The organism is Agromyces agglutinans, assembly GCF_009647605.1.
Taxonomy (GTDB): domain Bacteria; phylum Actinomycetota; class Actinomycetes; order Actinomycetales; family Microbacteriaceae; genus Agromyces; species Agromyces agglutinans.
The window spans coordinates 143,566-155,687 of sequence record NZ_WJIF01000007.1; the positions used below are offsets into that span (position 1 = coordinate 143,566).

The following is a 12,122-nucleotide window of genomic DNA, read 5'->3' on the forward strand; positions in this document are numbered from 1 at the left end:
CGATGCCTACTTCGTCGCGCCGGTGATCTCGTTGGCCGCGTCGACCGCCTGGTCGAGCGCGTCCTGCGCCGAGAGCTCACCGGTGAGCGCGAGCTGGATCTTCGCGAGCACCGCGTTCTTCACCTGGTCGTCGTACTGCACGGGGGTGAGGTTGGCGGCGTTCGGGAGCTGGTTCGCCGAGAGCTTGCGCGCCTTCGACAGCTCGGTGCCGTCGGAGTCGTCCTGGAAGAACTCGTCGTCGATCGCGTCGGTCACCGACGGCAGCACCGGGGCGATCTTGGCGAGCGCGAGCTGGTTCTCGGCGTTGGTGATGAACTCCGCGAACGCGAGCGCGGTGCCCTGGTTCTCGCTCGTCTTCGGGATGAGCAGGCCCATGACGCTCATGTTGTAGGTGCCGCCGTCGGCGATGATCTGCGGCGCGACCTTGGTCTTGGCGAAGACGTCGGGCGAGTTCTGCTCGATGCCGTTCAGGAAGTTCGGGCCCGAGGGGAAGGCTGCGATGGTGCCGGCCATGTAGCCCTCCTTCGCGTCGTTCAGCGTCTGCGTGACCGAGTCGGCGGGGAACACGCCCGACTGGTACATCTGCGCGAGCTGTTCGACGTGCGCGACCGCGTCGGGGGTGTTGAACGTCCACACGAGGTCTTCGTCGATGAGCGGCACGCCGATCTTCGCGAGGTCGGTCATGAACCGGTTCTCGAGGGCGGGGTGCAGGCCGTAGAACGCACCCGCGCCCGCGGCGCTGACGGTCGCGGCGTTCTCGTAGAGCTCGTCGAAGGTCTCGGGCGCCTGCTCGGGGTCGAGGCCCGACTGCTCGTAGAGGCCCGCGTTGTACATGGTGACCTCGCTGGTGAGGTACCACGGCACGCCGAAGGAGCCCTCGACGCCGGGGACCTTGAAGCCGTCCCACGCGCCGGGCACGTAGAGGTCGGCGAGGTCGGGCGCGGCCTCGTCGAGGTCGAGGAACACGCCCTCGCGCTCGAGCGGTTGCGCGAAGTTCGGGTTCATGTTGACCACGTCGGGCAGGTTGCCCGCCGCGGCGTCGGCCGCGAACTTCTCCTGTGCGCCGGCGAACGGCACGTCGATCCACTCGACCTCGGTGCCGGGGTACTCCTCCTCGAACGCCGCGATCGAGTCCTCGATGTACTTCTTCAGGTCGGGATTGGAGCTGAGCTCGAGGGTGGCGAAGCTGATCTCGCCCTCGACCTTGGCGAGCTCGTCGTCGGAGGCCGCCGACCCGGTGTCGACGCCCTCGAGGCTGCAGCCGGCGAGGGCGAACGTGAGTCCGGACGCGAGGGCGATCGCGCCCAGGAATCCGCGCTTGCGTGGTTTGAACGTCATTGTGTGAACCTTCCGGAACAGGACTGGACGGTGCGTCCGGAAGCAGACGGTATCAAGTGGTTCGTACCAATGCAAGCCAGAATGAACCACCGTCTTCCCAAGCGCACCTTTCCAGCGTTCCCATGCGCACGCTCGGTTGCGCCAGAGTGGATGCCTCGCTACCGTGTGCCGAGATTGGTTCGAACCATTTGGATTCGATCGACCGGTCGGTTGCGCTCAACTGGCGCCCGATGACGAGACGAAGGAGTCGAAACGTGCCTCATCCGCAACGATCGCACCGACGGGTGCTCCGAGCACTCGCGGCCGGAGCCGCCGCGCTGATCGCGCTCGGCGCGCTCGCGCCCATCGGCCCAGCCGCGGCAGCCGCGCCCACGCCCCCGGCCGCGGGCGACGAATTCACGGCCGCCGACGGCGCCACGCTGCCCATTGCCGCGGTCAACCCCCCGAGCCGGCTGGCGGGCATGGTCGCGGTCTACACGCCGGCCTTCGGCGCGACGACGAAGACCAACGCGTTCGGCGGCGAGGCGGTGCTGCGCGCGTCCGAGGCATCCGGCGCCTACGTCGTCGAGCAGGTCTGCACCGTGCTCACCGCGTGCGCGGACCCGGCCTGGAAGAAGGGCGACAACGCGATCCCCGCCGACGGCGTCGTGCTCTCGGTCTCCCCCGGCGCCACCCCCGACGTGCGCGCCTGGCTGCGCGACCACGTGCGAGCCGGCGACACCGTGCGGATCGCACCGGTCGTCTCCCGTACCGCCTCGACGACGATCGACGCGGTGGACCCGACGGCGACCACCAACCCGAACGGCGTCGACGGCAACGGCGCCTGCTACCCCGGATGCCGCGGCGCCGAGCAGCTCGTCCAGTACACGGCGGCCTCGGCCCGCGCCACCACCGGCACGAACGACTTCGGGTACGAGGTCACCATCGAGGGCGGCGTCGTCACCGCCTCCGGCGGGAACAACCGGGAGATCCCCGACGAAGGCTACGTGCTCTCGGGCCACGGCTCGCGCGGCACCTGGCTGCAGGCGAACGCCGTGATCGGCGCGTCGATCGCGATCGACGGCACCACCCTCACCGCGACGGTCGACGAGCGCACGGCGATCTACGGCGCCGAGCGCGCGCTGGCGGACGCCGGAGCTCGCGCCGACGCGGCGACGGCGTCGTGCCTCGCGTTCCCCGCCGACCTCGCCGCCGAGGCATCCACCGCCGCCGCGGCGAAGCTCGATGAGGCACGCGCCGCAGCCGCGACCGGCGACAAGGCCGGCGCCGTCGACCTCGCGGTCGAGGCGCGCTCGGCAGCCGAACTCGCCGCATACCGCACGGCCGAGTCGCGCCCCGCTGAGGGACGCGCCACCTGGGTGCGCCCCGAGGAGACGACGCCCGACGCGATCGAGGCGACGCTCGACCGCATCGACGCCGCCGGCTTCAACATGGTCTTCCTCGAGACGATCTACCAGGGCTACACGATCTTCCCGTCGGATGCGGCAGCGGCCGCCGGCGTCGCGAAGCAGCGCCCCGACATGGTCGGGTTCGACCCGCTGCAGGTCTGGATCGACGGCGCGCACGCGCGCGGCATCGAGCTGCACCCGTGGGTGCACACGTTCTTCGTCGGCGCCGACCAGACGGTCGGCCTCGGGCCCGTACTCACGGCTCACCCCGACTGGGCCGCCGTGCAGCGCAAGGACGTCGGCAAGGCACTCGGCCCCTCGGTCGCCGAGCCCGGCTACTACTTCCTCGACGCCGCCGTGCCCGAGGCCCGCGCCTACGTGCAGTCGCTGCTCCGCGAGCTCATGACCGACTACGCGATCGACGGCATCCACCTCGACTACATCCGCTATCCGGTGTCGCAGCCGTGGGAGACCGCGGGCTACTCGTACAGCGACTACTCCCGCCAGACGTTCCAGTCGCTGCACGGCGTCGACCCGTACACGCTGACCCCGTCGGACCCGGCCTGGCAGACCTGGACCGACTGGCGCATCGAGAACGTCACGTCGTTCGTCGGCGAGGTGCGCGTGATGCAGCAGCAGGTCGCACCCGAGGTCGCGCTCTCGGCCGCGGTGTTCGCCGACCCCGTCGACGGGCTCGACAAGAAGTTCCAGGACTGGGCCGGCTGGGTCGACCGCGGCTACGTCGACGTGCTGACGGGCATGTCGTTCGGCACCTCGGGCACCTCGGTCGCGCGCGACACCGAGGTGATGCGCGAACGCGTCGGCGACCACGAGTACCTCTACACCGCGACGTACGGACCGTTCCGCGGCTCGACGCCCGCGACGGTGCTCGAGCAACTGCGCGCGGTCGGCGACGCGGGCTCCGACGGGGCCGGGCTCTTCGCCTGGAACCAACTCTCGGCCGGGCAGGCGGAGGCCCTGACCGAGGGCACCTACCGCGTCGACGCGGTCGCCCCGCACGCCGACCCGGTGGGCGCGGCGAAGGTCGGCATCCGTTCGCTGCTCGAGCAGGTCGGCGGAGCGGTCGACACGTGCGTCGACCGGCCGACCGGGGCCGTCGTGGCGGCCCGCCTGAACGCTGCCCTGCGCGCGCTCGAGTCCGAGCGCCTGGAGCGCGCCGCTCGCGACATCGAACGCGCGACCGCCGAGCTCGGCTCCCCTGCCGAGCCGGGGCCGGCCGCCTACGTCGCGCGCGCCGACCGCGATCTCGACATGATCGGCCGGTGGATCGGCACGGAGCTCGAGCGCCGTGAGTGAGGCCGGCTGACCCCTCCGGCCAGTCGATGGGTGCCGGCACGTCGTCCCGGCGTGCCGGCACTCCGACCGGTGCCGGCGGGCCTGAACCCAGGTCTTACGGAACCCGAACGGATGCGCCGTCGGCGGGGTCTCCCGTACGCGGCCCGCGTACGCTGGCAGCGTGTCCGCTGCTGCGCCATCGACGATCGGCAACGAGGACCTCGTCGGCCGACGCGTCCTGCTCGTCGACGACGACCCGACCGTAGCCGAGGTCGCGTCGAGTTACCTGCGTGCGGCGGGGTTCGTGGTGCAGGAGGCCGCCGATGGCTTCGCGGCGCTCGATGCCGCCGATGCCGGCCGGCCCGACCTGATCGTGCTCGACCGCATGCTGCCCGGCATCGACGGGCTCGAGGTGTTCCGGCGCCTTCGCGGGCGTTGCTCGACGCCGGTGATCATGCTGACCGCGCTCGGTTCCGAGGACGACCGCATCGCCGGCCTCGAGGCGGGCGCCGACGACTACCTGGCGAAGCCGTTCTCCCCGCGCGAGCTGGTGCTTCGCGTGCAATCCGTCCTGCGCCGATCGATCGACGAGTTCACGCCCGAGTCCGTGCTCGAGTGCGGCGAGTTCCGGCTCGACCCGTCGGCGCGCGTCGCCACGAGGGCAGGCGCCGAGCTGGCGCTGACGTTGCGCGAGTTCGACCTGCTCGAATTCCTGCTCAAGCATCCCGACCAGGTGTTCAGCCGCGAGGAACTGCTGCGCACCGTCTGGGGCTGGGCCTACGGCGACCTTTCGACGGTGACCGTGCACGTGCGCCGGCTGCGCGAGAAGATCGAGCGGAACCCGCGTTCGCCGACGATGCTGACCACGGTCTGGGGCGTCGGCTACCGATTCACGACCACCGGACGTGCCGATGCCGTGGGCTGACCTGGTCGCCGTCGCCGGAGTCGCACTCGCGACCTCCGCCCTCGTCGGGTGCCTGGGCGTCATCGCACTGCTCGCCCTGCGCCGCGTGTCGCTCGTCGTGCAGGTGTGCGTGCTCGTGCTCGTCGCGATCGCCGCGGTCACGGCGAGCATGGTCGCGGTGGCGAACGAGATGTACCTCTCGGAGCACGATCTCACCGTCGCCATCGCGGTCGCCGTGATCTCGGGCCTCGTCTCGCTCCTGCTCGTCGCGGTGCTCGGCGTGCTCATCGCACGCAGCGCGCGCCGGTTGTCGGACGCCGCACGCCGGATCGGCGCCGGCGAGCGGATCGAATCGACGGGCGCCCGCGCCACCAACGAGCTCAACCGGCTCGCCGAGGAACTCGTCACGACGAGCGCCAAGCTCGCCGAGTCGCGCGAGCACGAGGAGCGCACCGAGGCATCCCGGCGGGAGTTGGTCGCCTGGATCTCGCATGACCTGCGGACCCCGCTCGCGGGCATCCGTGCCATGGCCGAGGCGCTCGAAGACGGCATCGCCCCCGATCCCGCGCGCTACCACCGGCAGATCCGCCAGCAGGTCGACCGGCTCTCGGGAATGGTCGACGACCTCTTCGAACTGTCGAAGATCGACTCCGATGCGCTGCACCTCTCGCCGGAGGAGGTTTCACTCCCCGACATCGTCAGCGATGCGGTCGCCGAGCTTCGCCCCGCGTCGAAGGGCCGGGACATCCGGGTCGACCCGCTGCCCGCGCAGGATCTCGTGGTGATGGCCGATCCGCGCGAACTCTCGCGCGCCATCGGCAACCTCCTGATGAACGCGATCCAGCACACGCCGCAGGGCACGCCGATCACCGTCGGCGTCGGGACCCTCGATGACCGGGCCGTGGTCTCGGTGACCGACAGTGGTGGCGGCATCGACGCCGACGACCTCGACCGCGTGTTCGAGCCGGCATGGCGCGGCTCGCGCGCACGCACGCCGGCTGTCGGCGACGGCGCAGGCGCGGGGGCCGGCCTCGGCCTCGCGATCGTCAAGGGCATCATGATCGCGCACGGCGGCGAGGTGACGGTGCGCAACATCCCGGGCGGATGCCGGTTCGAGCTGTTGCTGCCGCGCGAGGCGTCGATCGGCTCCTGATTCGGAAGTGCGGCCGAGCCGCAGGCGCGATGTCATCGTTTCGTCATGCTCAGGCGAGGACGGCGGCGGAGGCGCTGGCTACCGTGGTGTGCGGACGAAAGGTTCCCATGGACATGACGACGCGAGGATCGGCGTCTCGCCGCGCGGGCGTTTCGATCGCGCTGCTGGCGGCGCTCGCCCTGGCGGGCTGCGCTTCGGGAACCACGGAAGCCTCGGGCACGGGTTCGCCCGCTCCGACAAGCGCTTCCCCGACCACGGATCCGTCGGATGCTGCGCCAGCCGCCTCCGACGCGGCATCCGAACCGCCCGCCGCACCCGAGGACACGGCAGGCGCCTATGTCGAGTACACCGACGGCGCGATCGAGTCGACCGCCGGCTCCAAGGTGCTGTTCTTCCACGCAAGCTGGTGCCCGCAGTGCCGTGCGCTCGACGAGCAGTTGCAGGCCGAGGGCGCGCCCGACGGCCTCACGGTGTTCAAGGTCGACTACGACAGCCGCACCGACCTGCGCCAGAAGTACGGCGTGACGCTGCAGACCACCGTCGTCTTCGTCGACGATGCCGGCGAGGCGATCTCGAGCAGCGTGCTCTACGACGACCCGTCGATCGAGTCGCTGCTCGCCGCACGGCCGTGACCGCCTCGCTGGTGCTGGCCCTCGCCGCCGGCGTGCTCACCGTCGCGGCGCCCTGCGTGCTGCCCCTGCTGCCGGTGGTCGTGGGCGGTTCGATGATCGGCGGCGGCGGTGCCGACGCCTCTCGGCGCCAGCGTTGGCGGCCCTACATCATCGCGGGCTCGCTCGCCGTGAGCGTCGTGGTCTTCACGCTGGCGCTGAAGGCGACGACCGCGCTGCTCGGGGTACCGCCGCAGGTGTGGCAGGTGGTCTCGGGCGTCATCATCATCCTGCTCGGCATCGACCTGCTGTTCCCCGTGCTGTGGGACCGCCTGGCGATCGCGCTCCGGCTCCAGTCGAGGAGCGGTGCCATGCTCGACCGCTCCGTCTCGCGGCAGAGCGTCGCCGGCGACGTCCTCACCGGCGCGGCGCTGGGCCCGGTCTTCTCGAGCTGCAGCCCGACCTATGCGCTCATCGTCGCTGCGGTGCTGCCGGTGTCGTTCGTCGAGGGCCTCGGCTACGTCATCGCCTACGCGGTCGGCCTCGCCGGGATGCTGCTGCTCATCGCACTGCTCGGTCGAGGACTCGTGCGCCGGCTCGGCTGGCTCGCTCAACCGAACGGCTGGTTCCGTCGCACGATCGGTGCGATCTTCGTGCTCGTCGGCATCGCCGTGATCACCGGCTTCGACAAGCAGCTCCAGACCTGGATCCTCGATGCCGGCCTGTACGACCCCATCGCGCGGCTCGAGGAGCTGATCGGAGCCGGCTGAGGCGCGACTCGCCCGAGCGCCCCCGGGCTCAGAGCCAACCGCGTCGTTTGAACATCACGTAGATGATCACGTCGACGACGACGATCGCGCCGGCGATCGCGATCCAGCCGAACTGCCATTGCACGAGCGGCAGGTTCTTGAAGTTCATGCCGTAGAGGCCGGCGATGAGGGTGGGCAGCGCCAGGAGCGCGGCGAACGCCGAGATGGTGCGCATGTCCTGGTTCTGCCTCGCCGAGACGTTGTTCTCATGGCTGGAGAGGATCGCGTCGAGCGCGCGGCTCTGGTCGTTGATCAGGGCTGCGGTGCCTGCGGCGTCGTCGAGCAGGTCGTGGAGGTACGGCACGATATGCTCCCGGCCGACGGTGAGCGACTCCAGGTGCTCGGTGCTCGCCCGGAGCGCGGCGGCGATGCTCGAGACGGCACGGTCGATCCGGCCGATGTCCTTGCGGATCTTGTAGATGCGGCGATGGTCCTCGGAGGTGCTGTCGTTGAAGACCTGCTCCTCGAGCTCCTCGAGATCGGCTTCCACGTCGGCCGCGGCCTTCGCGTAGCCGTCGACGATGTCGGCCATGATCGTGTACGCCGCCGGCATCGCGGCGTTGCGGAGTTCCTCGGGCGAGTCCTGCAGCAGCCTGGGCAGGTCGGTGAGTTCGCCGCCTTGACCGCGCTGCACGGTCAGCAGCCAGCCGTCGCCGATGTAGAGGTAGGTCTGCCCCAGCACGAGATCGTCGGACTCCTCGGCGGGCAGGATGCTCCACAGCAGGATGAAGAGGTGCTCGGCGAACTTCTGCACCTTGGGTTGCTGTCGGCCCGACACCACGTCCGCAGCCGCGATCGGGTGGATGTTCAAGGTCTCGCGCGCACCGTTGACGGTGTCCTCGTCGGGGTCGACCAGGTGCAGCCAGACGAACCCATCGTGACGCTGCGCCTTCGCAACGAGCTTGGGGATGTCGGCGAGGTCGACCTCGACCGGCTCGATGTCATCGCTCACGACGAACACGTCGAGCTTCGCCTCCCCGGCGGTCGATTCGTCGGTCGCGGCATCCTGCTGCGTATCGGTCATGTCCGAATGGTACGACCGGAGGGGTGAGACCGCCCGGGATGCATGCCGTGAGCTCAGCCGAGCTCCCGGAGTGCCGCTGTCAGGTCGCCTCCGGCATCGCCGGTGTTGACCGTGCCCTTCGGTTCGAACAGGATCGCGTGGACCTCCTCGACCGCCTTCGGGCAGTGCTCGACTCCCTTCGGCACGACGAACACATCGTTCGGCCCCATAAGCACGTCGCGATCGCGGAGCTGGATCGTGAGCTCGCCCTGCACCACCATGAACAGCTCGTCGGTGTCGGGGTGCGTATGCCAGACGAACTCGCCCTGGAGTTTGACCACCTTCACGTCGTAGTCGTTGATGCTCGTCAGTCGATGGGGTTGCCAGTGCTCGCCGATCGCTGCGAGCGCCGCCTGGATGTTGCGGACGTCGTCGGTCATGCCTGCATCCTACGGTCGCCGTCGCGAAGCAGAACCGGTCGGCGCCGATGCTCCGGAAACGAGAAAATCCGGCGCAGCCTGAGGCTGCGCCGGATTCGTGCCCGATCGGAAATCGACTCCGACCGGGACTTCTGGTTGCGGGGGCAGGATTTGAACCTACGACCTCTGGGTTATGAGCCCAGCGAGCTACCGAACTGCTCCACCCCGCGGCACGAGAGATGACTCTAGCATGCGAAACCGATCGCCGTCGAATCGAGGCCGACCCGAGCACCGCAACCCGCGAACGACGCCACCTGTGCACCCACTGCACACTCAGCCGTTTCCGCTGGAGGTCGCCACAGCGGAACCCCGCGCTCCATGCACGCTTCCCCACACTTTGTAAAGACTCCTTCCATATCCGGATGCCCCGTTGCTACGGTCCCCTCAACGACCACCGGCCCGGCCCGCCGGGCCCCGAAGAACGATGGGGTTCCACATGAGATTCAGACCACTGCTCCGCGGCGCATCGCTCGCCGCGGCCGCCGCGGTGATCGCCACGGGCGCCGCCGCGACACCCGCATTCGCCGCGCCTGCGGCACCGTCGAAGGCGACGGCGCCGAAGGCGGCGCCCGTGTCCGGACCCGCCGACATCAACGGCTACCGCTCCGTCGGGTACTTCATGGCCGACGGACCGATCACGCGCGGCGTCGACGTCGCCGACCTCGTCGCCACCGGGGCGATCGGCGACCTCACGCACCTGAACTACGCGTTCGGCAACGTCACGAGCGAGCTCGTGTGCGACATCCTCGACGTGCCCGGCGAAGGTGACGCGCAGAACGACTTCCTCCGGCTCGTGCCGGCCGCCGACTCGGTCGACGGCGTCGCCGACTCCCCCGACCAGGCGCTCGCGGGCAACTTCAACCAGCTCCGCAAGCTGAAGGCCCTCAGCCCCGACACGAAGATCCTCGTCTCGCTCGGCGGCTGGACCTGGTCCGACCACTTCTCCGAGGCGGCCGCCACGGCCGAGGGCCGCAGCGCGCTCGTCGAGAGCTGCATCGACCTCTACCTGCGCGGCGACCTGCCCGAGATCGCCGGCAAGGGCGGCGACGGCGTCGCCGCCGGCATCTTCGACGGCATCGACATCGACTGGGAGTGGCCGGTCACCGGCGGCGAGACCGCGAACGCCCGGCCCGAAGACAAGGAGAACTTCCTGCTCCTCATGGAGGAGTTCCGCGCGGAGCTCGACGCCCTCGGTGCCGAGACCGGCGAGGAGTACCTGCTCACGGGCTTCGCTCCGGCCGGCGGATGGAACGCCGGCCAGGGCGGCTGGCTCGACCCGCGCCTGTTCGCCGTCGTCGACTTCCTGAACGTGCAGGGCTACGACTTCCACGGCGGCTGGGTGCCGAACACCACGGGCCACCAGGGCAACCTGCACCCCGACGGCACGCAGAACTGGGGCCTCGGCCTCGACGGCGCGATGGGCATGTACGTGAACGCGGGCGCCGACCCCTCGCAGCTGAACGCCGGCCTCGCGGCCTACGGACACGGCTGGCACGGCGTGACCGACGGCTCCGCGGGCTGGAAGCCCGCCGCGGGCTACATCGGCACGAAGACGTACGCCGACCTGCGCAACGTCGGTACCGCGTACTTCGACGAGTCCATCGGCGCCTCGTGGCGCTACGACGGCGACCAGTGGTGGAGCTACGACGACCCGGCCTCGGTCAACGCGAAGGCCGAATGGCTCGCGACCACGGGCTACGGCGGCGCGATGTGGTGGGACCTCACGGGCGACTTCCGCAACGAGCTGGGCGGAACGCTCGGCGACACGCTGCGCGCCGCGACCCCCGGCCCCGGCGTCGACGGCTCGTGCGCGGCGCCGTGGTACTCGACCGGCGTCTACACGAAGGGCGACATCGTGTCGCACGAGGGCGTCGAGTACCGTGCGAAGTGGTGGACCCGCAACCAGGCGCCGGGCATCGAGCGCGGCCCGTGGCAGGCGATCGGCGACTGCGGTACCGCTCCCTCCGTCGAGCCGGTCGACTGCCCCGTCGAGTGGGATGCCACGGCGACCTACGCCGGCGGCGACCGCGTGAGCCGCGCGGGCGTCGTCTACACGGCCCAGTGGTGGACCAGGGGCGAACTCCCCGGCTCGGTCGCGTGGGGCTCGTGGGATCCGAGCGGGCTCTGCGTCTGAGGCATCCGCTCGACCGCGCAGCGTGACCGCACGCTGACGGCGGATCCGATCACGGCGAACGGCCGGCTCCCGAGGGGCCGGCCGTTCGTCAGTCCCGGTGCCGGGCGACCAGCTCGAGCGCGAGCGGGATCCACTGCTCGTCGGGCCATCCGTACATGCCCTCGCCGAGCGGCACCGCCGCCGGGAAGACGCGCCACGGCAGCCGGTAGTGCTCGTCGAGGTGCTCGACGACGAGGCCGCCCTCGCGCAGCGCACCGAAGATCTGCGCGAGCGGATGCGCCCACTCCCACGTGCGCGCGTGCTGGAGCACCGCGGAGGCGTCGGCGTAGTCGCTCGGATCGTCGAGCACGTCGGCCTCGGCACTGCGGTACGGGTACTTCACGACCGGCAGCGCGGCGGCGTCACCGTCGTGGCCGCGCGCGTCACCCTCGTCGTCGTGGTCTTCGTCGACATCGAACATCCACGCGGTCGGGTGCAGGTCGGCGAAGTACAGCCGCCCGCCCGGCTTCAGGAACCAGGCCACGAGGCGCGCCCACTCCGCGACGTCGGGCAGCCAGGTGATGGTGCCCCACGTGACGAACACGAGGTCGAACGACTCGGGCTCGGGCAGCAGGCGCCGCGCGTCGTAGACGTTGCCCTCGATGAAGCGTGCCCGGTCGGCCACGCCGATCTCGGCCGCCATGCGACGCGCCTCCTCGACCGCGGGGGCCGAGAAGTCGAGGCCGACGACGGTCGCGCCGAGGTTCGCGAGCGAGAGCGAGTCGGAGCCGAAGTGGCACTGCAGGTGCAGCACGCGCACGCCGTCGAGCCCGTCGGGGAACAGCCGGGCGACACCCGCGGCGGCGATCGGGTCGAGCTGGCTGCCGCCCGCGCGAAGCGTCGCGCGATCGTACATCTCGGATGCCACGTGCACGGGCACCCGCTCGTCCCAGTTCGCCCGGTTGTCGTCGAGCCAGTCGCCGTCGCGGAGATCGACATCGGTCATCAGCGCCTCACCATCTGCAGGGGCA

Annotated in this window: 10 protein-coding genes and 1 tRNA gene; 6 read left to right on the top strand and 5 right to left on the bottom strand. The window is 70.4% G+C overall.

What is annotated here, in order from left to right:
• Positions 1-6: 6 nt before the first annotated feature.
• Complete coding sequence (locus GE115_RS12795) at positions 7-1,338, bottom strand: ABC transporter substrate-binding protein (protein ID WP_153685174.1); 1,332 nt, start codon at positions 1,336-1,338, stop codon at positions 7-9.
• Positions 1,339-1,622: 284 nt separating this feature from the next.
• Between GE115_RS12795 and GE115_RS19120 the strand changes: the two genes are divergently transcribed.
• The 5 genes from GE115_RS19120 (at position 1,623) to GE115_RS12820 (ending at position 7,457) form a co-directional block, all read left to right on the top strand.
• Positions 1,623-4,043, top strand: a complete 2,421-nt coding sequence (locus GE115_RS19120; RefSeq protein WP_153685175.1) for a glycoside hydrolase family 10-like protein — start codon at positions 1,623-1,625, stop codon at positions 4,041-4,043.
• Positions 4,044-4,203: 160 nt separating this feature from the next.
• Positions 4,204-4,947 (top strand): response regulator transcription factor, encoded by a 744-nt coding sequence (locus tag GE115_RS12805; RefSeq protein WP_312855138.1) that lies wholly within the window; start codon positions 4,204-4,206, stop codon positions 4,945-4,947.
• Positions 4,934-6,079 (top strand): sensor histidine kinase, encoded by a 1,146-nt coding sequence (locus GE115_RS12810; protein ID WP_153685176.1) that lies wholly within the window; start codon positions 4,934-4,936, stop codon positions 6,077-6,079. The genes GE115_RS12805 and GE115_RS12810 overlap by 14 nt, the downstream gene beginning before the upstream one ends.
• Before the next feature lie 113 nt (positions 6,080-6,192).
• Positions 6,193-6,711: a thioredoxin family protein gene (locus tag GE115_RS12815; protein WP_153685177.1), complete on the top strand. Its 519-nt coding sequence runs from the start codon at positions 6,193-6,195 to the stop codon at positions 6,709-6,711.
• The gene (locus GE115_RS12820) at positions 6,708-7,457 is read left to right on the top strand and encodes a cytochrome c biogenesis CcdA family protein (RefSeq protein WP_312855139.1); all 750 of its coding nucleotides are present in this window, start codon (positions 6,708-6,710) and stop codon (positions 7,455-7,457) included. The genes GE115_RS12815 and GE115_RS12820 overlap by 4 nt, the downstream gene beginning before the upstream one ends.
• A 28-nt stretch (positions 7,458-7,485) precedes the next feature.
• Here the strand turns inward: GE115_RS12820 and GE115_RS12825 are convergent, their stop codons facing one another.
• The 3 genes from GE115_RS12825 to GE115_RS12835 form a co-directional block, all read right to left on the bottom strand.
• Entirely contained in the window at positions 7,486-8,520 is a 1,035-nt protein-coding gene (locus tag GE115_RS12825; RefSeq protein ID WP_153685178.1) for a CorA family divalent cation transporter, read from the bottom strand.
• A gap of 53 nt (positions 8,521-8,573) precedes the next feature.
• The gene (locus tag GE115_RS12830) at positions 8,574-8,939 is read right to left on the bottom strand and encodes a cupin domain-containing protein (RefSeq protein ID WP_153685179.1); all 366 of its coding nucleotides are present in this window, start codon (positions 8,937-8,939) and stop codon (positions 8,574-8,576) included.
• Between the two features lie 132 nt (positions 8,940-9,071).
• A tRNA-Met gene (locus tag GE115_RS12835) sits at positions 9,072-9,148 on the bottom strand.
• 266 nt (positions 9,149-9,414) lie between these two features.
• On the opposite strand from GE115_RS12835, the gene GE115_RS12840 reads away from it, so the two are divergent.
• Positions 9,415-11,112 (top strand): glycosyl hydrolase family 18 protein, encoded by a 1,698-nt coding sequence (locus GE115_RS12840; RefSeq protein WP_172979910.1) that lies wholly within the window; start codon positions 9,415-9,417, stop codon positions 11,110-11,112.
• Positions 11,113-11,200: 88 nt separating this feature from the next.
• On the opposite strand, the gene GE115_RS12845 is transcribed toward GE115_RS12840, so the two are convergent.
• On the bottom strand, positions 11,201-12,097 hold the full coding sequence (locus GE115_RS12845; protein ID WP_153685181.1) for a class I SAM-dependent methyltransferase: 897 nt from the start codon (positions 12,095-12,097) through the stop codon (positions 11,201-11,203).
• Positions 12,098-12,122: the final 25 nt, after the last annotated feature.

Bases quoted from the DNA above. Each gene is read 5' to 3' on its own strand.
- GE115_RS12795 (WP_153685174.1), bottom strand. From the start codon at position 1,338: ATGACGTTCAAACCACGCAAGCGCGGATTCCTGGGCGCGATCGCCCTC.
- GE115_RS12810 (WP_153685176.1), top strand. From the start codon at position 4,934: ATGCCGTGGGCTGACCTGGTCGCCGTCGCCGGAGTCGCACTCGCGACC.
- GE115_RS12815 (WP_153685177.1), top strand. From the start codon at position 6,193: ATGACGACGCGAGGATCGGCGTCTCGCCGCGCGGGCGTTTCGATCGCG.
- GE115_RS12825 (WP_153685178.1), bottom strand. From the start codon at position 8,520: ATGACCGATACGCAGCAGGATGCCGCGACCGACGAATCGACCGCCGGG.
- GE115_RS12830 (WP_153685179.1), bottom strand. From the start codon at position 8,939: ATGACCGACGACGTCCGCAACATCCAGGCGGCGCTCGCAGCGATCGGC.
- GE115_RS12840 (WP_172979910.1), top strand. From the start codon at position 9,415: ATGAGATTCAGACCACTGCTCCGCGGCGCATCGCTCGCCGCGGCCGCC.
- GE115_RS12845 (WP_153685181.1), bottom strand. From the start codon at position 12,097: ATGACCGATGTCGATCTCCGCGACGGCGACTGGCTCGACGACAACCGG.